19 protein-coding genes and 1 riboswitch are annotated in these 18398 nt (G+C 74.2%); of the genes, 11 read left to right on the top strand and 8 right to left on the bottom strand.

Translation table 11 applies throughout. The features are described from left to right. The first annotated feature begins 49 nt into the window (after positions 1 to 49). Entirely contained in the window at positions 50 to 1399 is a 1350-nt protein-coding gene (locus ACIQ87_RS12520) for a class II 3-deoxy-7-phosphoheptulonate synthase (protein WP_402405347.1), read from the top strand. Positions 1400 to 1561: 162 nt separating this feature from the next. Beyond that, positions 1562 to 1852, top strand: coding sequence for a bacterioferritin-associated ferredoxin (locus ACIQ87_RS12515; RefSeq protein WP_402405345.1), 291 nt, complete (start codon positions 1562 to 1564; stop codon positions 1850 to 1852). 18 nt (positions 1853 to 1870) lie between these two features. On the opposite strand, the gene bfr is transcribed toward ACIQ87_RS12515, so the two are convergent. After that, entirely contained in the window at positions 1871 to 2350 is a 480-nt protein-coding gene (gene bfr, locus ACIQ87_RS12510) for a bacterioferritin (RefSeq protein WP_402405344.1), read from the bottom strand. A gap of 223 nt (positions 2351 to 2573) precedes the next feature. Between bfr and ACIQ87_RS12505 the strand changes: the two genes are divergently transcribed. Then, positions 2574 to 3203, top strand: a complete 630-nt coding sequence (locus ACIQ87_RS12505; protein ID WP_402405342.1) for a sulfite oxidase-like oxidoreductase — start codon at positions 2574 to 2576, stop codon at positions 3201 to 3203. Between the two features lie 29 nt (positions 3204 to 3232). Here the strand turns inward: ACIQ87_RS12505 and pknB are convergent, their stop codons facing one another. From pknB to thiO, 4 genes are all read right to left on the bottom strand, one after another. Continuing rightward, positions 3233 to 5014, bottom strand: a complete 1782-nt coding sequence (gene pknB / locus ACIQ87_RS12500; protein WP_402405481.1) for a Stk1 family PASTA domain-containing Ser/Thr kinase — start codon at positions 5012 to 5014, stop codon at positions 3233 to 3235. A 107-nt stretch (positions 5015 to 5121) separates the two neighbouring features. Next, a complete protein-coding gene (locus ACIQ87_RS12495) occupies positions 5122 to 5919 on the bottom strand; it encodes a thiazole synthase (RefSeq protein ID WP_402405341.1) in 798 nt (265 codons plus the stop codon). A gap of 3 nt (positions 5920 to 5922) precedes the next feature. Beyond that, the gene (gene thiS / locus ACIQ87_RS12490; protein WP_402405340.1) at positions 5923 to 6132 is read right to left on the bottom strand and encodes a sulfur carrier protein ThiS; all 210 of its coding nucleotides are present in this window, start codon (positions 6130 to 6132) and stop codon (positions 5923 to 5925) included. Beyond that, the gene (thiO, locus tag ACIQ87_RS12485) at positions 6129 to 7304 is read right to left on the bottom strand and encodes a glycine oxidase ThiO (RefSeq protein WP_402405338.1); all 1176 of its coding nucleotides are present in this window, start codon (positions 7302 to 7304) and stop codon (positions 6129 to 6131) included. The genes thiS and thiO overlap by 4 nt, the downstream gene beginning before the upstream one ends. 3 nt (positions 7305 to 7307) lie before the next feature. Then, positions 7308 to 7420, bottom strand: a riboswitch (TPP riboswitch). Between the two features lie 134 nt (positions 7421 to 7554). On the opposite strand from thiO, the gene ACIQ87_RS12480 reads away from it, so the two are divergent. From ACIQ87_RS12480 to thiE, 3 genes are read left to right on the top strand one after another with little or no spacing between them, the layout of a single operon-like run. Further along, positions 7555 to 8763 carry an NAD(P)/FAD-dependent oxidoreductase gene (locus ACIQ87_RS12480; RefSeq protein ID WP_402405336.1) on the top strand — a complete coding sequence of 403 codons (1209 nt, stop codon included), beginning with the start codon at positions 7555 to 7557 and terminating at the stop codon, positions 8761 to 8763. A gap of 42 nt (positions 8764 to 8805) precedes the next feature. Further along, a complete protein-coding gene (locus tag ACIQ87_RS12475; protein ID WP_188295425.1) occupies positions 8806 to 9171 on the top strand; it encodes an Rv2175c family DNA-binding protein in 366 nt (121 codons plus the stop codon). Beyond that, complete coding sequence (thiE, locus tag ACIQ87_RS12470; protein ID WP_402405334.1) at positions 9171 to 9824, top strand: thiamine phosphate synthase; 654 nt, start codon at positions 9171 to 9173, stop codon at positions 9822 to 9824. Before ACIQ87_RS12475 ends, thiE begins: the two co-directional genes overlap by 1 nt. Positions 9825 to 9920: 96 nt before the next feature. On the opposite strand, the gene ACIQ87_RS12465 is transcribed toward thiE, so the two are convergent. Next, positions 9921 to 11075, bottom strand: a complete 1155-nt coding sequence (locus ACIQ87_RS12465; protein ID WP_402405332.1) for a polyprenyl synthetase family protein — start codon at positions 11073 to 11075, stop codon at positions 9921 to 9923. Positions 11076 to 11271: 196 nt separating this feature from the next. Between ACIQ87_RS12465 and metF the strand changes: the two genes are divergently transcribed. Both metF and ACIQ87_RS12455 read left to right on the top strand, forming a co-directional pair. After that, on the top strand, positions 11272 to 12186 hold the full coding sequence (gene metF, locus ACIQ87_RS12460) for a methylenetetrahydrofolate reductase [NAD(P)H] (RefSeq protein WP_402405331.1): 915 nt from the start codon (positions 11272 to 11274) through the stop codon (positions 12184 to 12186). 171 nt (positions 12187 to 12357) lie between these two features. Next, complete coding sequence (locus ACIQ87_RS12455) at positions 12358 to 13245, top strand: hypothetical protein (protein ID WP_402405329.1); 888 nt, start codon at positions 12358 to 12360, stop codon at positions 13243 to 13245. 37 nt (positions 13246 to 13282) lie between these two features. On the opposite strand, the gene ACIQ87_RS12450 is transcribed toward ACIQ87_RS12455, so the two are convergent. Both ACIQ87_RS12450 and ACIQ87_RS12445 read right to left on the bottom strand, forming a co-directional pair. Then, entirely contained in the window at positions 13283 to 14800 is a 1518-nt protein-coding gene (locus ACIQ87_RS12450) for a phytoene desaturase family protein (protein WP_402405327.1), read from the bottom strand. Between the two features lie 11 nt (positions 14801 to 14811). After that, positions 14812 to 15423 carry a DUF4126 domain-containing protein gene (locus tag ACIQ87_RS12445; protein WP_402405325.1) on the bottom strand — a complete coding sequence of 204 codons (612 nt, stop codon included), beginning with the start codon at positions 15421 to 15423 and terminating at the stop codon, positions 14812 to 14814. Positions 15424 to 16036: 613 nt separating this feature from the next. On the opposite strand from ACIQ87_RS12445, the gene ACIQ87_RS12440 reads away from it, so the two are divergent. From ACIQ87_RS12440 to ACIQ87_RS12430, 3 genes are all read left to right on the top strand, one after another. Then, entirely contained in the window at positions 16037 to 16615 is a 579-nt protein-coding gene (locus ACIQ87_RS12440) for an SAV_6107 family HEPN domain-containing protein (RefSeq protein WP_402405479.1), read from the top strand. Positions 16616 to 16686: 71 nt separating this feature from the next. Beyond that, positions 16687 to 17439 (top strand): methyltransferase domain-containing protein, encoded by a 753-nt coding sequence (locus tag ACIQ87_RS12435; RefSeq protein ID WP_402405323.1) that lies wholly within the window; start codon positions 16687 to 16689, stop codon positions 17437 to 17439. 479 nt (positions 17440 to 17918) lie between these two features. Next, entirely contained in the window at positions 17919 to 18308 is a 390-nt protein-coding gene (locus tag ACIQ87_RS12430) for a DUF3040 domain-containing protein (protein WP_074000911.1), read from the top strand. Positions 18309 to 18398: the final 90 nt, after the last annotated feature.

Genomic DNA, 18398 nt, shown 5'->3' with positions numbered 1-18398 from the left:
CTTCGGGCAATAGTCACAAGTCACTCCTGTCACCCCGTAGCCTTGCGGTGTGACCGCTACGACTGACACTTCGAGGGCTGCCCACTCCTGGCAGTCCCTGCCCGCGGCGCAGCAGCCTGAATGGCCGGACCAAGAGGCTCTGCGCAAGACCCTTGCCGAGCTCGCCTCGTATCCGCCGCTCGTCTTCGCCGGCGAGTGTGACCAGCTGCGCGCCCGGCTCGGAGCCGTGGCGCGCGGGGAGGCCTTCCTCCTCCAGGGCGGTGACTGCGCCGAGGCCTTCGACGGTGTCTCGGCGGAGCACATCCGCAACAAGCTGAAGACCCTGCTGCAGATGGCCGCCGTGCTGACGTACGCGGCCTCGGTGCCGGTGGTGAAGGTCGGCCGCATCGCCGGCCAGTACTCCAAGCCGCGCTCCAAGTCGACCGAGACCCGCGACGGCGTGACCCTGCCGGTCTACCGCGGCGACTCGGTGAACGGCTTCGAGTTCACCCCCGAGTCCCGCATCCCGGACCCGGAGCGCCTGAAGCGGATGTACAACGCGTCCGCCGCGACGCTCAACCTGGTGCGCGCGTTCACCACCGGTGGTTACGCCGACCTGCGCCAGGTGCACGCCTGGAACCAGGACTTCGTCCGCAACTCGCCGGCCGGCCAGCGCTACGAGCAGCTCGCCCGGGAGATCGACAACGCCCTGGCGTTCATGAGCGCCTGTGGCGTGGTGCCGGAGGAGTTCAAGGCGGTCGAGTTCTTCTCCTCGCACGAGGCGCTGGTCCTCGACTACGAGACCGCGCTGACCCGCGTGGACTCGCGCACCGGCGAGCTGTACGACGTCTCCGGCCACATGGTGTGGATCGGTGAGCGCACCCGGCAGCTGGACCACGCGCACATCGAGTTCGCCTCCAAGATCCGCAACCCGATCGGCGTCAAGCTCGGCCCGACCACCTCGGTGGACGACGCGCTCGCCCTGATCGAGAAGCTGGACCCGGAGCGCGAGCCCGGCCGCCTGACCTTCATCACCCGGATGGGCGCGGGCAAGGTCCGCGACCACCTGCCCACCCTGCTGGAGAAGGTCACCGCCTCCGGCGCCAGGCCGGTGTGGATCTGCGACCCGATGCACGGCAACACCTTCGAGGCCTCCAGCGGGCACAAGACCCGCCGCTTCGACGACGTCCTGGACGAGGTCAAGGGCTTCTTCGAGGTGCACCGCGCGCTCGGCACCCACCCGGGCGGCATCCACGTGGAGCTGACCGGCGACGACGTCACCGAGTGTGTCGGCGGCGGCGACGAGGTCCTGGTGGACGACCTGCACCAGCGCTACGAGACGGCCTGCGACCCGCGCCTCAACCGCAGCCAGTCGCTGGACCTGGCGTTCCTGGTGGCGGAGATGTACCGCGGCCAGTAGGCCCGGTGCCCGTCGGATGTGACGAAGGCCCCTCCGGATTCGGTGTTCCCGAGCCCGGAGGGGCTTTTTCGTACCGGTTTCGCCGGGTAAGGTAAGCCTCAGTGAGCTAAGGCTGACCTTAGTCAAGATCCACTCCGCTTCACACCCCCGGGAGACACCGCGATGTACGTGTGCATGTGCCATGCGGTCACCGAGGACCAGGTGAAGAAGGCGATCGACGGCGGCGCCGGCACCCCGCGCCAGATCGCGAAGGGCTGCCGGGCCGGCACCGACTGCGGGTCCTGCGTGCGCCGCATCCAGGCGCTGCTCGGCGAGCACGGCGCCCGCCCCTGCCCGACCGCCCGGCTGGCCGCGAAGCTCGGTCTCGCGGACCCGGAGGCCCCGGCGGCGGGGCCGACCGTGCCGGCGCCGGCCCCCGGGATCGCCCCGGTGGTCCCGCTGCGGGCGGCCTGAGCCCGGGGCCGTGCGTCCTCAGGACTCCGGCTGCTCGATGACCTGGGCGATGTAGAGCGCCTCGCCGAGCTTCTCCAGCAGCTCCAGCTGGGTGTCGAGGTAGTCGATGTGGTGTTCCTCGTCGGCCAGGATGTCCTCGAAGATGTTCGCCGAGGTGACGTCGTTCTTGGCCCGCATCACCACGATCCCGCGCTTGAGCCGGTCGATCGCCTCGACCTCGACCTGGCGGTCCGCCTCGAACATCTCCTTGACCGTCTGGCCGATCCGGACGTGGAACAGCCGCTGGTAGTTGGGCAGCCCCTCCAGGAACAGGATCCGGTCGGTGAGCGTCTCGGCGTGCTTCATCTCGTCGAAGGACTCGTGCCGGGTGTACTTGGCGAGCTTCGTCCAGCCGAAGTTCTCCTGCATCTTGGCGTGCAGGAAGTACTGGTTGATCGCGGTCAGCTCGGCGGTGAGCTGCTCGTTGAGGAACTCGATGACCTCGGGATCGCCCTGCATGGTGATGCCTCCTGCGCTCGTGCTGCCGGTGTGCTGCGCATCCTGGCACCGCTTTGGGAGGAAATTCCAGTAAGTTCACACTCACTAGGACATGTGGCGGAATATCCGATTCATGACGAAACGTGCTGGTGGGCGGGCGACCGCCGGTCCGTGCGGGCGGGGGCGCGGATCAGCGCAAAGGGGCGCGCGCCGAGGCTTGTCCGCCGTCTGTCACCATGGATCCATGGGTCAGTCGAAACACGAACCACTTCCGCCGTCTGACCCGAGGCTCCCCCCGGGACAGCGCGCGCAGCGCGGCTGGCCCGCCCTCCACTACGGGCCGGTGCCCCGCTTCAAGCCGCTGACCTGGGATCTCCAGGTGTTCGGGGCCACCGCCTCGGCGGAGAAGCACAGCTGGGACTTCGACGCCTTCAACGCCCTGCCGCGCACCACCGTCGTCGGGGACATGCACTGCGTGACCAAGTTCTCGGTGCTCGGCAACGAGTGGACGGGCGTGTCGGCCGCCGCCGTGCTCGACCTGGTGCCCCCCGCTCCCGGCGTCACCCACGTCATGGTCTGGGCCGAGTACGGCTACAGCGCCAACCTGCGGCTGGCCGACTTCGCCGACCCGGACACCCTGCTCGCCACCCACCGCAACGGCGAGGCGCTCACCGCCGAACACGGCTTCCCGGTCCGACTGGTGGTGCCCCGGCTGTACGCCTGGAAGGGCCCCAAGTGGGTGCGCGCGGTGGAGTACATGCGGGCCGACCGGCGCGGCTTCTGGGAGGAGCGCGGCTACCACAACCTCGCCGACCCCTGGCGGGAGCAGCGCTACTCCTACCAGGAGGAGCCCGGCGACGGGCCGCTGCGCTGAATGCCCTTCGCGGGCCGGGCTGGAACGGGCTAGAACAGCGAGAACCTGACCGTCACGGTGCTGCGCTGCGGGCGCCGCTCGCCCGCGGCCGGGCTCTGGCCGGACGACGTGACCGCGCCGAACACGTCCCAGCCGCTGGTCTGCATGGTGAAGCCCGCCGCCTGGAGCGCCTTCTGCGCCTCGTCCTTGCTCATCCCGGTGACGTTCGGGACCGGCACCATGCCCTTGCTGACCACCAGCGAGACCGCGGAGTTCTCCTGCAGCAGCTGCCCGGCCGCCGGCGAGCTGCTGATCACCGAGCCCTCCGGCACCGTGTCGTCGTAGGTCTCGGTCACGGTGCCCCTGGTCAGCTGGGCGCCGGTCAGCGCCGAGGCGGCGTCGGCGGCGCTCTTTCCGGCGAGGTCCGGCACCGCGATCCGCTTGGGGCCCTTGGACAGGGTGACGGTGACGCTGTCGCTCTTGCGGGTGCGCGCGCCCACCCCGGGGTCGGTGGAGATCACCTGCCCGGACGGGACGGACTCGCTGAACACCTCGACGAACTTCCCGTGCAGGCCCTCCCTGTCCAGGACCCGCTGCGCCTCGGCCCGGTCCTTGCCGAGCACGCCCGGCACCGAGCCGTACAGCCCCTCGGAGATCCCGTAGGTGGCGCCGCCGATCGCCACTGCCAGGGCGACCGCCGCGGCCGTCCAGATCAGCGGCTTGCGGGGCAGGCGGCGGCGCGGCCGCCCCGGCCGGCGCCGGTGCACCGGGGTCGGCTCGTCGTACGGGCGCGGCTCGGCGAGCAGCTCGTCCATCAGCTCCGGCGGCATGTCCAGCACGCTGGTGCGCTCCGTCGGCGGGGCGTCGGCGGGCCGCGGCAGCGGCTGGATCACCGAGGTCGGCTCGCTGGTCGGGTAGCGCGGGCTGGGCCGGGTGGAGGCCGGCGGCTCGGCGTCCAGCTCGGCCGGGTCGAGGGTGCGGCGGACCCGCTGGAGGGCGGCGAGCAGCTCGACCGCGTCGTACGGGCGGGCGTCGGCGGACCGGGCGCAGGCGCCGGCCACTATCGCGTCCAGCTCGGGGCCCACGGCGGGGGCGACCAGCGAGGGGGCCGGGACGTCCTCGTGCAGGTGCTTGTACATGACCTGGACGGGGTTGTCACCGGTGTGCGGGCGGTGGCCGGTGAGCATCTCGTACAGCAGGATGCCGGCCGCGTAGACGTCCACCCGCTGGTCGGTGGGGGCGTCCGGGAGGATCTGCTCGGGAGCCAGGTAGGAGACGGTGCCCAGGACGGTGCCGCCGGTGGCGGTGGTGGTCGAGGTGGGCGCGCCGTCGGCGGTGCCGAGCACCCGGACCAGGCCGAAGTCGGCGACCTTGACCAGGCCGCCCTCGGTGATCAGCACGTTCTCGGGCTTGACGTCGCGGTGGACCAGCCCGGCCCGGTGGGCTGCGCCGAGCGCGGCCAGCACCGGCTCCAGCACGTCCAGCGCGGCCCGGACGGACAGCGCGCCGCGGTCGCGCAGCAGGTCGCGCAGGGTGCGGCCGGGCACGTACTCCATGGCGAGGAAGACGTGGCCGCCGTCCGCGCCCTGGTCGAAGACGTTGACCACGTTGGGGTGGGTGAGCTTGGCGACCGCCTTGGCCTCGCGGATGAAGCGGGCGGTGAAGCCCTCGTCCCCGGCCAGCGAGGGGTGCATCACCTTGAGTGCGACCACCCGGTCCAGGCGGGTGTCGGTGCCCCGGTAGACGGTGGACATCCCGCCGGTCGCGATGCGCTGCTCGACCCGGTACCGGTTGTCGAGCAGGGTACCGATCAGGGGGTCGTGCAGTGCCATGTCCACCCGGTGAGTCTAGTGCCGCCGGGCGTGGCCGGGCCCGGAGGACACCGCCTCCGGGCCCGGCCGTGCCCGGCTTGTGACACGGCCGTGGGCACGCCGGACGCTCAGAACGCGGGGCGCTCGCGGGTGTCCAGGTCGGCCCGGCCCGCCATCGCGGAGGAGGCCTCGGCGTGGAAGCGGCGCGGGATGCGGCCGGCCCGGTGGGCGAGCCGGCCCGCCTCGGCGGCGTGCCGCATCGCCTCGGCCATCAGCACCGGGTCCTGAGCCCTGGTCACCGCGGAGGCGAGCATCACCGCGGCGCAGCCCAGCTCCATCGCCAGCGCCACGTCGGAGGCGGTGCCGGCGCCCGCGTCCAGGATCACCGGGACGCCGGCGCCCTCCACGATCAGCTGGAAGTTGTGCGGGTTGCGGATGCCCAGACCCGAACCGATCGGCGAGCCCAGCGGCATGATGGCCGCGCAGCCGACGTCCTCCAGCTTGCGCGCCAGCACCGGGTCGTCATTGGTGTACGGCAGGACGGTGAAGCCGTCGTCGACGAGCGTCTCGGCGGCGTCCAGCAGTTCGATCGGGTCGGGCAGCAGGGTGCGCTCGTCGGCGATCACCTCCAGCTTGACCCAGTCGGTGCCGAGCGCCTCGCGGGCCAGCCGCGCGGTCAGCACGGCCTCGCCGGCGGTGAAGCAGCCGGCCGTGTTGGGCAGCACCCGGATGCCGTTGCGGGTCAGCACGTCCAGGACGGAGCCCTGGGTGCCGGCGTCGACCCGGCGCATCGCGACCGTGGTCAGCTCGGTGCCGGAGGCGAGCAGCGCGCGCTCCAGGACCTCCAGGCTGGGGGCGCCGCCGGTGCCCATGATCAGCCGGGAGGAGAAGGACGTCCCGGCGATGGTCAGAAGGTCGTCGGCCATGGTTCAGCCTCCCTGGACGGCGGTGAGGATCTCGATCCGGTCGCCGGTGTCCAGCGCCGTCGCGGGCCACGAACCGCGCGGCACCACGGCCTCGTTGAGCGCGGCGGCGACGCCGGTGTTGGCGGCGCTGACGGAGGCCACCACCTCGGCGAGGGTGGTCCCGGCGGGCAGTCGGCGGGGCTCGCCGTTGACGGTCAGGGCGATCTCGGTCATGCGGAGGCCTTCGTCGTGGAGCGGTCGGGGGAGAAGCGCAGGGACGTGAACGGCCTTGCGAGCTCGGGGACTTCGCCGGTGGCCAGGTACTCGGAGACCAGGTCGGCGGTCACCGGGGTGAGCAGCACGCCGTTGCGGTGGTGGCCGGTGGCGGCGACCAGCCCGGGCAGCGAGGTCGGGCCCAGCAGCGGGGCGTTGTCCGGTGATCCCGGGCGCAGCCCGGCCGAGGTCTCCAGCAGCGGGAGTTCGGTGATCCCCGGTACCAAGTCGTGGGCGTCGCGCAGGAGTTCGTACACCCCGCCGGCGGTGACGGTGGTGTCGTAGCCCTGCTCCTCGGTGGTCGCGCCTACCACCAGCTCGCCGTTCTCGCGCGGCACCAGGTACAGGTGCCGGCCGCGGACGACGGCACGGACGTTGCGGGACAGGAACGGGCGGTAGGCGTCCGGGACGCGCAGCCGCAGCACCTGCCCCTTCACCGGGCGGATCGCGGGCAGCACGCCCTCGGGCAGGCCGGGCAGCCGGTGGCTGTGCGGGCCGGCGGCGAGGACGACCTGCTCGGCGCTCACCGTCTCCCGGGTGCTCAGGCGGGCGCCGGTCGCCCGGCCGTTCCCGACCAGTAGCTCGACGGCCTCGGCCCGGTGGAACAGGACCCCGGCGCCTTCACAGGCGAAGACCAGGGCGTCCAGCAGCCGGCGGCCGTCCACCTGGTGGTCCTCGGCCACGCGCAGCCCGCCGCGCACCCCGGGGGCGAGCATCGGCTCCAGCTTGCGGGCCTCCCGGCCGGTCAGCCAGTCGGAGTCCAGGCCGAGCCGCCGGTGGAAGGCGTGCAGTTCGCGCAGTTCCTCGCGGTCGTCGGAGTCCAGTGCGACGGCGAGCGTGCCGCAGCGGCGGTAGCCGGTGTCCCGGCCGCCGCTGGCCTCGGTGAGCTCGGCGGCGAAGTCCGCGTACCGCTCGTTCGAGGCCATGCCGAGGCGCAGCAGCGGCTCCTCGCCGTACTGCAGCTCGGTGACCGGGGCGAGCATGCCGGCCGCGACCCGGGCCGCGCCGCCGCCGGGGGAGGGGTCGACCACGGTCACGTTCCGCAGGCCGCGCTGGGCGGCGCGCCAGGCGACGGCGAGGCCGATGATGCCCCCGCCGATCACCAGCACGTCGGCGTGGGCGGGTGATGGCAAGCGTGACAAAGCTGCTCTTCTCCCTTCGCCGGTATGACCCGGATCAGGTTCGGACGGTCGCAGGCCGTGTCAGCCCGCCTCTCAGCCCGGTCCGCCGGGCTCCCGTGTGGTGCCCCCACCTTAACGCCGGGGGTCGGCCCGGCCGAAGGCCCGTACCAGGGGGTGGGACCGCCCCCGGCCCCTTGCCGACCGGCCCCGCGGCCGCTTGCCCACCCCCGGCCCCGCGGCCGCCGGTCGGCCGCTGAGTACAGTGACGGGCGTGGCAGAGCTGAGTGGAACGGATCAGGTGGTCGTCGTCGGAGCCGGGCTGGCCGGGGCGCAGTGCGCCCTCAAGCTGCGGCAGGGCGGGTGGCAGGGGCGGATCGTGCTGGTCGGCGAGGAGCCGCACGCGCCGTACGACCGGCCGCCGCTCTCCAAGGACGTGCTGCTCGGCAAGGCCGACTCCACCGCCCTGGGCATCGACTACGGGCAGCTCGACATCGAGCTGCTCACCGGCCGCCGCGCCACCGGCCTCACCCCCGGCGTGCTGCACACCGACGGCGGCGACCTCCCGTACGGCTCGCTGGTGATCGCCACCGGCGCCGTGCCGCGCGCCCTGCCCGGTGCCGAGCGGGCGCACCTGCTGCACACCCTGGACGACGCCCTGGCGCTGCGCGCGCTGCTGCGCCCCGGGCTGCGGCTGGTGCTGGTCGGCGCGGGCTGGATCGGCGCCGAGGTGTCCACCGCGGCCCGCGCGGCCGGCTGCGAGGTGACGGTGGTCGAGGCCGGTCCGGCGCCGCTGCCCGGCGCGCTGCCGACGGAGATCGGCTCGGCGATGGCCGCCTGGTACGCCGCGGCCGGGGTCGAGCTGCGCTGCGGCGTCGGCGTGGCCGCCGTGGAGCCCGGCGCGGTGCTGCTGGCGGACGGCTCGCACCTGCCCGCCGACGAGGTGGTGGTCGGCATCGGGGCCCGCCCCGCGACCGGCTGGCTGGCCGGCTCCGGGATCGAGCTGGACGCGACCGGCGCCGTCGTCGTGGACGGGCGGCTGCGCACCTCGGTGCCCGGCGTCTTCGCGGCCGGCGACTGCGTCAGCTACCCGTCGGCCCGGGCCGGTGCCCGGCTGGCCGTCCAGCACTGGGACCACGCCCTGCGGTCCGGTGAGGCGGTGGCGGCCGCCGTCCTGGGCGCGGACGCGCCGGACTACGACCCGGTGCCGTACTTCTGGTCGGAGCAGTTCGGGCGGATGGTCCAGTACGCCGGCCGGCACGCCGAGGGCGACGAGGTGCTGTGGCGCGGCGCCCCCGGGGACGCCGACTGGTCGGTGCTCTGGCTGCGCGACGGCGTGCCGAGCGCGCTGCTGGCCGTGGACCGGCCGCGCGACCTCGCCCAGGGGCGGAAGCTGATCGAGCGCGGCACGGCCCTGGACCCGGCCCGGGCGGGCGACCCGGCGGTGCCGCTGAAGGCGACCGTCGCGGGGTAGTGCCTGGTGCGCGGTGGGCCGTGGAGGTGGCAGTCTGGTGACGTGAGTGAGATCGAAAGCAAGATTGAAGCCCTGGTCACCGACTGGATGTACCTGCCCGACATCTCGGAGCAGTGGGGGGTCCGGGTCACCGAGGTGCGTGACCTGGTCAAGAACGGCGGCCTGATCGCCGTCCGGCGCGGGCCGAACAAGTCGCTGCAGGTCCCGGCGGCGTTCATCGACGGTCCGGGCCTGGTCAAGCACCTGTCCGGCACCCTGACCGTCCTGCGGGACTGCGGGTACGACGACGTGGAGATCCTGGAGTGGCTCTTCACCGAGGACCCGTCGCTGCCCGGCAGCCCCATCCAGGCGCTGCGGGAGAACCGCGGCACCGAGGTGAAGCGCCGCGCCCAGGCGATGCTGATCTGATGGCGGCGGACACGCTGCGTACCCGGCTGGCCGACGCCCGGCTCTACCTGTGCACCGACGCCCGTCGGGAGCAGGGCGACCTCGCCGAGTTCCTGGACGCGGCGCTGGCGGGCGGGGTGGACGTCGTCCAGCTGCGCGACAAGGGCCTGGAGGCCAGGCAGGAGCTGGCGGCCCTGGAGGTCTTCGCGGACGCCTGCCGCCGGCACGGCAAGCTGCTGGCCGTCAACGACCGCGCCGACGTCGCCCACGCGGCCCGGCCGGACGTGCTACACCTCGGCCAGGACGACCTGCCGGTACCGGCCGCCCGGGCGATCCTCGGCGAGGACGTGCTGATCGGCCGCTCCTGCCACGCCGAGTCCGAGGTGGACGCGGCGATCGCCGAGCCCGGCGTGGACTACTTCTGCACCGGCCCGGTCTGGCCGACCCCGACCAAGCCGGGCCGCCCGGCCCCGGGCCTCGGCCTGGTCTCGTACGCGGCGAAGCAGGCCACCGACCGGCCGTGGTTCGCGATCGGCGGGATCGACCTCGGCAACCTGGACGAGGTGCTGGCCGCCGGCGCCCGCCGGATCGTCGTGGTGCGGGCGATCACCGCCGCGGCGGACCCGGGGGCGGCGGCCGCCGAGCTGTCCCGCCGGGTGCGCGCCGCGCTCTGACCGCCCGGATCCGCGAAACCCGCCGGATCCGCCGGATCCGCCCGGATCCGTGGGGCCCCGCTCCGAACCGGTAGGACCCGAGGCCGTCGCCGTCCGTCAGTACTTGCGGACGGTGGCGGCCTCGGCCAGTGCCAGCAGCACCGTACGGGCCCGCCCGTCGGCGAGCGGCGCCGCCTCCAGCGCGGCCAGCGACTGCCGCATCAGCTCCTCGATCCGGCGCTCCACCAGCTCCGGCGCGCCGCTGCGGGCGACCAGCGCGCGCAGTTCGGCGACCTCGGGGGCGGCCAGGTCCGGCGCGCCGAGCCGCTCGTCCAGGTGTCGGGCGTCGGCGGCCGACAGGCCCCGCATCGCGTGGGCGACCAGCAGGGTGCGCTTGCCCTCGCGCAGGTCGTCCCCGGCCGGCTTGCCGGTGACGGCGGGGTCCCCGAAGACGCCGAGCAGGTCGTCGCGCAGCTGGAAGGCCTCGCCCAGCGGCAGCCCGAACGCCCCGTACGCCTCGACCAGCTCGGGGCCGGCGCCGGCCAGCAGCGCTCCCACCTGGAGCGGCCGCTCGATGGTGTACTTCGCGGACTTGTAGTGCAGCACGGTCTGCGCGCGGTCCAGCGCGCCCTCGTCGGTCGAGTCGCCGGCCACCGGCTCCAGCACGTCCAGGTACTGGCCGAGCATGACCTCGGTGCGCATCAGGTCGAACACCGGCTTGGCGGCCAGGACGGCGGCGGGCTCCAGGCCGGAGCGCAGGAAGAGCTCGTCGCACCAGATCAGCAGCAGGTCGCCGAGCAGCACCGCGGCCGAGGTGCCGTACTGCTCGCGGTCGCCGCGCCAGCCGTTGTCGCGGTGCAGCGCCTCGAAGCGGCGGTGGACCGAGGGCAGGCCGCGGCGGGTGTCGCTGCGGTCCATCAGGTCGTCGTGGACCAGGGCGCTCGCCTGGAGCAGCTCCAGGGCGGCGGCCGCGTTGGCGATCGCCTCGCCGGTGGCGCCTCCGGCCGGGCCGCCGGCGCCGCGCCAGCCCCAGTAGCAGAACGCCGGGCGCAGCCGCTTGCCGCCGTCCAGCAGGAAGTCGCGCAGCGCGTCGGCGGCGGGGGCCAGCTGGGGCGAGATCTTGTCGAGCAGCACGGACTGGCCGTCCATGAACGCGGCGAGCGCCGCGTTGACGCGGGTGCGGACGTCCTCCACGTCAATGGGATTGGCCGCACTGCTGGCCGCACTGATGGCCGAACCGGGGTTGGCCGGCCGGGTGCTGGACGAGGTCACGATGGGGCTCCGCTGGTTCTCTGGGGTGCAGCAAGCGTAGCGGGGCGGCTGGGAACGGGCGTGCGAGCGGCCCCGCCGGGGGCGCGTGGGAGGTGCCGCGGAGCCCTTCCGGGGTGAACCGGAGCGCGGTCCATCAGTTGTCTCAATAGATGGAATCCGATGTCCGGCCCCTCCGGCCGCCGGATAGCCTGCCAGCATGGCACTCGGCATCGCTTCCACGAGAACGGATCGCGCACTGACCGTGCGCGAACTCCTGGCGGCCGGCAAGCGCTCCTTCTCCTTCGAGTTCATGCCGCCGCGCACCGAGGTCGGCGAGCAGAGGCTCTGGGACGCCATCCGCCGGCTCGAGCCCCTCGACCCCAACTTCGTCTGCATGACGTACGGCGCCGGCGGCTCCTCGCGCGAGCGCACCGTCAACATGGTCGGCCGGATCGCCACCGAGACCACCCTGACCCCGGTCGCCCACCTCACCGCGGTGGACCACTCGATCGCCGAGCTGCGCAACATCATCGGCCAGTACGCCGACCAGGGCGTGCGCAACGTCCTCGCGGTCCGGGGCGACCCGCCCGGGGACCCGATGGGCGAGTGGGTGAGCCACCCCGACGGCGTCACCTACGCGTACGAGCTGGTGGAGCTGATCAAGGGCATCGGCGACTTCTGCGTCGGCGTCGCGGCCTCGCCGAACATGCACCCGCGCTCCACCGACTGGGACGAGGACATCCGTCACTTCGTCGCGAAGATCCGCTCCGGGGCCGACTACGCGATCACCCAGATGTTCTTCGAGGTGGACGACTACCTGCGGCTGCGCGACCGGGTGACGGCCGCCGGCTGCGAGGCGCCGATCATCCCGGAGATCATGCCGGTCACCAACGCCAAGCAGCTGGAGCGCTTCCCGCAGCTCAGCGGCTCGGCCTTCCCGGCCGACCTGGAGGCCCGGCTGCGGGCGGCCGTCGACGACCCGGCGGCCCTGCGGGCCATCGGCATGGAGCACGCCACGGCGATGGCCGAGCGCCTCCTCGCCGAGGGCGCGCCCGGTCTGCACTTCATCACGCTGAACCACTCGACGGCGACGCTGGAGATCTACCAGAACCTGGGGCTGCACCAGCGCTGACGCCCGGTGTTCACGAGCCCGTCACCGTACCGGGGGTGGCGGGCTCGGTCGTGTGCGGCCGGTGTCCGGGGGCCCGGGGAACGCGATGCGGTACCCCGGCCGTTGAACCGGTACAGTCGCCGCACACGCGCGGCGCACACGCGCGGGTACGCGACTGGAGGTAGCGGGCGGATGGGCATCGGATACCTGCTGCTGTACGCCGCGTTGGCGGTGGTGGCGCTCTGGCTGGTCGCGGAGGTGCTGCTGCAGAACCGGGCCCCGGTGCACTGGCGGGTCCTGGCCCTGGTCGGCTTCCTGGGCGTGGCCGTCGGGATGAGCCTCGGCTCGGTCGTGGTGATCGGCGCCGGCGCCGCGCTGTTCGCGGTCGGCCAGACCTTCGTCACCCTCTCGGTCAAGCGCGGTTACCAGGCCGGCTGGTCCCTGCGGAAGCCCGACGGCAGCCTGCCGGGGCCGCTCGCCAAGGTGCCGCTGCTCGGCGCCCTCACCGGCGGCGCCGCCGCGATGGCGGCCGCCGCGGCCACCCGGAAGCGGGTCGGCGAGGTCAGCGCCGTCGAGGAGACCCCGGAGCCCCTGCCGGTGCCCGACGAGGTGCCGGAGGTCGAGCAGACCGCCGCCTTCGAGATGCAGGAACTCGCCCAGGACGGCGTCTACGCCTCCGCGTACTACGAGCAGCAGCAGCCGCAGGTCCAGCAGCAGCCCCAGGACCCGTACGCCGGCACCTACCAGGCCGGCTACGACCAGCAGCAGTGGCAGACCCAGCAGCAGCCCGCCTTCGGCTACGACCAGCAGCCCTACGAGCAGCCGTCCTACGACCAGCAGTCCTACGGCGGCTACCCCCAGCAGCAGGACCCGTACGGCGGCTACCCGCAGCAGGACCCGTACGCGGGCTACCAGCAGCCGCAGCACCAGCAGGCCTGGGACCAGAACGCCCAGCCCCAGCAGCAGCCCCAGCAGCAGTGGCAGCCCCAGCCCGACCCGAACGTCCAGGGCATCCCGCAGCAGCCGACGTACGACCAGAACCACGGCTACCAGCAGCAGCACACCTGGCACCAGGGCTGACCCCGGGCCAGCGGCCCCTGAGCGCCCCCGTGAGCGCCTAGGCCGGGCCGATCAGCCCGGCGGTGATGCAGGCCGACATGCCGACACGGGCGAGGCCGCCGCCGGGGTGGGCGTTGCCGCCGACCAGGTAGAGGCCGGGGACGGGGGAGTCGTTGGCGGCCTTCAGCCAGGAGCCCGCGGAGCCGGCCAGGGCCGGGCGGGCGACCGCGCCGCCGAGGGCTCCGGTCTCCCGGCGGGTGTCCTCCGGGGTGCGCACGACCCGCCACAGCACCCGCTCGCGCAGGCCCAGGCCGGCCGCGTCCACATGGGCGAGCAGGCGGTCGGCGTAGCGGTCGGCGACGCCCGGCGCCGTCCAGTCGAATTCGCCCTGGGCCGGGACGGTCGCGGTCAGCACCACGCTCTCGTGGTCGTCGTCGGGCCGCAGCGCCGGGTCGTCCGGGCGCAACACCTGGACGGTGGGGCGCTCGCAGGGCGGGACGGAGAGGGTGAGGGCGTTCGCCTCGGCGGCCGGATCGGCCGCGTGCACCACCGTGCGGTGCGCGGTGCCCTCCGGGCGGGGCCCGCGCAGCGCGAGCAGCACGCTGAACCGGCCGGGCACCTCCTGCGGCTCCCAGTCCTCGGCCGGCACCCCCGGCCACTCGGAGAGGCCGTGGCGGTACAGGGCGGCGGTGTCCATCGCCGAGATCACCAGGTCCGCGTCGATCCGGCCGCCCGCCGTCTCGACCCCGCGCGCCCGGCCGCCCTCGACGACCACCCGGGTGACCGGGGTGTCGAAGCGGAACCCGACCCCGCGCAGCTCGCAGCGGCGGAACACCGCGTCCGCGAGCGCCCGCAGACCGCCCCGGACGTACCAGACGCCGAAGGACTGCTCCATGTACGGCAGCACGGTGGCCCCGGCGGGCGCCTCGGACGGGTGGAAGCCGTACCGGACGGCCGGCTCGAACAGCAGGGCGGTCAGGCCCGGGTGGCCGCCGAGCTCGCGCGCGGCCACGTGCTCCAGCGACCACGGCTGCGCGCGGCGCAGCCGGGCCAGGCCGGTGCGCGGCGGGACGGGGTACGGATCGGTGCCCAGCAGGGCCCGGTCGGCCGCGGACAGCACGCCGCGCTCGGCCGGCAGCGGCTCCTCCAGCAGCGGGCGGCGGGTGGCCTCCCAGACCGTCCGGCCGTGGTTCATCACCGCGCTCCAGCGGGCGCCGGAGCCCGCGCCGAAGGCGGCGTCCAGGGCCTGGCTGACACCGCCGCGGGACGCGTTCGGCAGGGTGACGACGGTGCCGTCGGCGAACAGGTGCCGGCTCTCCGGATCGACCGGGGCCAGCTCGACCAGCCGCTCCAGCGGCTCCTTGCCGGTCTTCAGCGCGAGGTCGCGGTAGACCGCGGGGAGGGCGAGCAGGCCGGGCCCGGTGTCGAAGGCGAAGCCCTCGCGCTCGTACCGCCCGACCATGCCCCCGTGGGTGCCGCCCGCCTCGCAGACCGTCACCCGGTGGCCGATGGTCGCCAGCCGTGAGGCCGCCGCGAGCCCGCTCATTCCTGCGCCGATGATGACGATCCGTGCCATGGCACCAGATCCTAGGACGACCCTTGCGCGACCCCCGCCGCCCGGGCGGCCCGGCGCTCGCGGCGGCGGGCCCGGAAGGCGCGGATCCTGCTGACCGCCAGCCAGACCAGCAGCAGCCCGACGGCCAGGACCACGGCGGCCGCGGTGGCGGCCAGCCAGGGGTGGAAGATCGCCAGGGTGATCAGGCCGGCCACCGAGAGGTCCTCCGCCAGGCTGACCACGATGTTGCTGGCCGGCTCGGGGGAGGTGTTGACGGCCATCCGCAGCGAGGCCTTCACCAGGTGGCTGACCAGCGCCGAGGTGCCGCCCATCGCGCCGGCCGCGACCTCGCTCAGCGAGCCGGGGTCGTTGCTCGCGATCAGCACGCCGACGGTGGCGCCGGCGACCGGCCGGATCACCGTGTGCACGGTGTCCCAGACGCTGTCCACGTACGGGATCTTGTCGGCCACCGCCTCCAGCGCGAACAGCGCGCCGGCCACGATCAGCACGTCCGTGCGCTCCAGCGCCCGCGGCACCGAGTCCGCGTCGGCGAACCTGCCCAGCAGGCCGAGCAGCAGCACCACCGCGTAGGCGTTGACACCGCTGGCCAGCCCGCTGGTGAAGATCAGCGGCAGGACCGTCATCGCGTCCCCCTCCTCGTCATCGCGTCCCCTCGTCTTCCGGTGGGGCCGGTCCGCGCCCGGCTCCGCCGTACCGTACCGGCAGCCGGGACGCGGTGGGCGCACCTCCCGGTTCCGGCGGCCGGCGGGCCGGGGCGGACTGAGTACGGATACTCAGATCCACGGTTGAGTACCTCAGCGGATGGCCGCCGACCTGCGCAGACGGGAGAGTGGAGGCACCCGGGAGGGCGGCGCGTCGGGCGCCTGGCCCACCCGGTCGGCGGATCCGTCCGTCCCCCGGAAGCGAAACGCCAGGGGGAGGCGGCGGACGGACCGCCACGGGGCTGGTCACGGTCCTCGCACCGCCGACACGGGGCGGCGGAGCGGGCCGGGGGGAGACCGGCCGTACGGGGGAGTCGCACCGCCGACTGTGGGATCGGCGGAGCGACGGCATGGCGGCGGCGCGGAACCGGGGGAGGACCGCGCCCGCCGCCTTACGCCGTTTCCGGCGCCTTTCCGGCCGGCCTTGCCCGCTTCCGGCTCACCGGGGGCCCGGATTGTCAGTGCCGCCGTTCACGATGGAGACGCACGGACCACCCGGTCCGCGCGCTGCCTCGGAACGGGGGAGACCATGACCATCAGCCGTCCTGAGCCCGTCACCGCCCGCCTCCACTCCGCCGCCCTGCCGCTCTTCCCTGGCCCGTCCGCCGGACGCCCCGCCGCGGCGGACGTCCACCCCGTGCTGCGCCGGGTCTCCGCGCCGCCGGCCGCCCTCGACCTGCTCGCCGACGCCCACCGCACCCTCGCCCGGGCCCGCGCCCTGGAGGACCCGCTGGAGCGCTACGCCACCGCCCACCTGGCCGCGCTGCGCACGGTGGCCGCCGTCCTGGCGGTGCGCGGCCGCCCGGAGAAGAGCCCGCGCCGCCGCAAGGCCATCCGCAGCGCCTGGGAGGTGCTGCCCGAGGTGGCCCCCGAGCTCGCCGAGTGGGCGCTCTACTACGGCGCGGGCGCCCGCCGCCGGGCCGCCGCCGAGGCCGGGATCAGGGGCGCCGCCTCGGCCCGCGACGCCGACGACCTGATCCGCAACTCCGCGCTGTTCCTGCGCCTGGTCGAGCGCCTGCTCGGCCTGCACGCCGCCCCGCCGCCGCCCCGGCTGCCGCCGGACGGCGGCGAGCCGCCGGGCGGGAGCGGGGTCCCCACCTGGCCGGTCTCGTGAGCGGGGTCCCCGCCGGGCCGGTCTAAGGTGGAGGCATCCTGATCGAACTGCACGTGCCAAGGAGTCCCACCTTGTACCCGACGCGTCCCCGCAGTGCCCTGCGTACCGCCGTGGTGTGGGAGGTGGTCCGGGCGGCCCTGGAGAAGCGGTCCGCCGAGCTGGACCAGCCGGTGCTCGACGTGGTCGACACCGGCGGCGGCACCGGGAACTTCGCCGTGCCGGTCGCCAAGCTCGGCCACCGGGTCACCGTGGTCGACCCGAGCCCGGACGCCCTGTTCGCCCTGGAGCGCCGGGCCGCCGAGGCCGGTGTGACGGACCTGGTGCGGGCCGTCCAGGGCGACACCCAGACCCTGCCCGAGCTGGTCGCCGCCGGCAGCGTCGACGCGGTGCTCTGCCACGGCGTGCTGGAGGTGGTGGACGACCCGGCCGAGGCGCTCGGCAGCCTCGCGGGCACCCTGCGCGAGGGCGGCGTGGTCAGCCTGCTGGCGGCCAACCGCAACGGCGCCGTGCTGGCCCGCGCGCTGGCCGGCCACTTCAACGAGGCCCGTACCGTGCTCACCGCCGCCGACGGCCGCTGGGGCGAGCAGGACCCGATGCCGCGCCGCTTCACCGGCGAGGCGCTGGGCCGGCTGGCCGAGGCCGCGGGCCTGCGGGTGGAGTCGGTGCACGGCGTACGGGTCTTCTCCGACCTCGTCCCCGGCGTGCTGGTGGACACCGAGCCGGGCGCGCTGGACGCGCTGCTGAAGCTGGAGGAGGCCGCCGCCGCGCAGCCCGCCTTCCACGCCGTGGCGACCCAGCTGCACCTGCTGGCCACCCTGGGCTGAGGCGCCCCTCCGGGCCCGCGCGCCCCTTCACCGACCCTCCCGCCGCCGTACGGCCTTTTCGCACGCCGTACGGCGGCGGTTCAGGACCCGGAAGCCGCCGGTTCTCCCGGCCGTGTCCCCGTCCCGCGCCGCCCGGTTCCGGCCGTGCCGCGGCGCCCGGCGGCGAACCTGCCCAGGTCCGGGACGATTCCATCCGATCGGGCACTTGTCCGGGGCGTGGTGCGTTGGCACCGGTGCGGCCGTCCCCGCACGAAGTGGCCCGTCCCACGCGGCGCCGACCACTCCGTAACGGGTCCACGGACCGTATGATCTGGGTAAAGCCGGAAAGCATGACAGCCGGACGCGTGGGGCATATGGACGACACGGGCCGGGTCCCCCACACGGGCGTCCGACCGAGTGCCCCAAGGCTGATTGGACTTGCCTCCCCGACCGGGGTGGGCGGACCGGTCGCACCCGCGACCGACGAGTAGGAGGACTCCGTGCCGCTCTCGGAGCACGAGCAGCGACTGCTCGACCAGATGGAGCGAGCGCTGTATGCCGAAGATCCCAAATTCGCGTCTGCGCTTGAGGGAACCGGGCTGCGCACCTACACCCGCCGGCGGGTCTACCTGGCCGTCGCCGGCTTCGTGGTGGGCATCGGCCTGCTGATGGGCGGCATGGTCGTGCCGGACCAGATCTGGGTCAGCGTCGTGGGCTTCCTGGTGATGCTCGGGTGTGCGGTGTTCGCCGTGACCGGCTGGCGCCGTGGGCCCGCCGGCCAGGGGGCCGGGGCCCGTCCGGCCGCCGCCCCGCGCCGCAAGGCCGGGATGATGGACCGGGTGGAGCAGCGCTGGCAGCGCCGCCGGGACGAGCAGACCGGGGGCTTCTGAGCCGCCCGGCCGATACGTGTGAAGCCGGGGCGGGCAGTCGATCGACTGCCCGCCCCGGCTTCGTGTCCGGACCCTCGTACCGGGACCGGG

It is taken from the genome of Kitasatospora sp. NPDC096204 (genome assembly GCF_044763205.1).
Taxonomy (GTDB): Bacteria; Actinomycetota; Actinomycetes; order Streptomycetales; family Streptomycetaceae; genus Kitasatospora.
Note: the sequence above shows the minus strand (reverse complement) of the source record. Positions and strands in the feature narration are given on the sequence as shown.